The organism is Trabulsiella guamensis ATCC 49490 (assembly GCF_000734965.1).
Classification (GTDB): Bacteria; Pseudomonadota; Gammaproteobacteria; order Enterobacterales; family Enterobacteriaceae; genus Trabulsiella; species Trabulsiella guamensis.
Map to the genome: position 1 here is coordinate 1 of NZ_JMTB01000158.1, position 1355 is coordinate 1355.

At 48.3% G+C, this 1355-nt stretch carries 4 protein-coding genes; 3 read left to right on the forward strand and 1 reads right to left on the reverse strand.

What is annotated here, in order from left to right; translation table 11 throughout:
• Positions 1 to 31: 31 nt before the first annotated feature.
• Both GTGU_RS23225 and GTGU_RS23230 read left to right on the forward strand, forming a co-directional pair.
• Positions 32 to 454, forward strand: a complete 423-nt coding sequence (locus tag GTGU_RS23225) for a hypothetical protein (protein WP_038163460.1) — start codon at positions 32 to 34, stop codon at positions 452 to 454.
• A gap of 2 nt (positions 455 to 456) precedes the next feature.
• Positions 457 to 708, forward strand: a complete 252-nt coding sequence (locus GTGU_RS23230) for a hypothetical protein (protein WP_038163172.1) — start codon at positions 457 to 459, stop codon at positions 706 to 708.
• A gap of 124 nt (positions 709 to 832) precedes the next feature.
• Here GTGU_RS23230 and GTGU_RS23235 read toward each other — a convergent pair whose 3' ends face one another.
• Positions 833 to 1030, reverse strand: coding sequence for a hypothetical protein (locus GTGU_RS23235; RefSeq protein ID WP_038163463.1), 198 nt, complete (start codon positions 1028 to 1030; stop codon positions 833 to 835).
• A gap of 91 nt (positions 1031 to 1121) precedes the next feature.
• On the opposite strand from GTGU_RS23235, the gene GTGU_RS23240 reads away from it, so the two are divergent.
• On the forward strand, positions 1122 to 1355 hold a 234-nt coding region (locus GTGU_RS23240), incomplete at its 3' end, for a host-nuclease inhibitor Gam family protein (protein ID WP_038163465.1).

Genomic DNA, 1355 nt, shown 5'->3' on the forward strand with positions numbered 1-1355 from the left:
TCGGAGGTTGCGGGGTCATCTGGAGGTAAATATGAAACTGTTACGTGAAATTAAAGCACTGCGTCGCATGCACACGTATAACGGCAGCGCCGGTGATATCTGCCGGTTCATTAATGTGTGCAGTGGCGAAATGTATCTTGACGTGTATGAGCTGGTTGTCAGCTGCGCCGGAAAGCGGGCGCTCAAACGCCAGTTTATCTGGGAATACAACCCGAATGTGGTTGATGTGTGGGAGTTTATGAAATACCGGGTTCCTCTTTCAGATCGTGCGTCATTCCATTTTGCCTACGGGTTCCTTCGTGGTCTGGTCTCCCGGCTGCTGCGGGACAGTAAGCGGTACGGCGTTGAAGAAGCCTGTCGCCGGTGGGTGGGTCTGGATGTCAGGTTTTTACTGAGCGTGTCTGAGCGTACCGGCTGGCAGCATTTTTGCCGTCGTCAACTGGTCTGGAGGTAATCATGGCTAAGCAAACCATCACTATCATCCTTGAGGATGATACCGAAATGAAGGACGGCGAGATTGTTAAAACGCCGGAGAACTCCGGAAAGCTCGGGATCAGTTTTCACGTGAGCAGCAAAGACGATGACGGCTCATTTTCCTTTCTGGTTGCGGAAGGTCTGACCGCTATCTTCCCGACCGCAGTCCAGCACGTTATTGAGTTTGCGAAAGTAAAGGCTGAACGGGATAACCGTAAAATTGTTAAACACTGAGGTCATCACTATGAATATCAAACCAGGAACAATGTATTACGACAAAATACAACAGCGTCTTATTTATATTCCGCTTAAAGGTAAAGTAAGGGCGGACGTCTGCCGCCCGGATAATCAAGTGGAATCAGTCAAGATGTTTCCACGTATCTTGAACGCGCTGATACAGCGTCTCAATAAGCTCCATCGTCATTTCAAAAGAATCTGATTCAGGACGGGTGCTACCTTTCAGTCTGATATCACCATTACTGATGAACGCTGATGCCAGTTGGATCGCGTGCGCATAAGCAACTTCTTTAGGGAGGCGATTATTTTCTGTAGACATACTGAACTCCTTATTAGCTTTAAGTGAAACAACGAACAACTTAACGACATTAGCAGTAAAAACGATCTAAAAACAACAACTTGAGGTTGACATGAAAGCACCTAAAAAACCACGAACCAAAGCTGCTGCGGCAGTGGCCGTTCCCCAGTCCCGCGAAGACGTTATTAATGATATCCGCAAGATTGGTGATATATCCCGCGTTATTCTGCGCCGCGAAACGGAGCTGAATGACCAGATTGCCACACTGACAAACGATGTCGCACCCGGTATTGAGGCGCTGAAAAAAGAGCTTGAGCGCCTGCAAACCGGCGTTCAGACGTGGTGT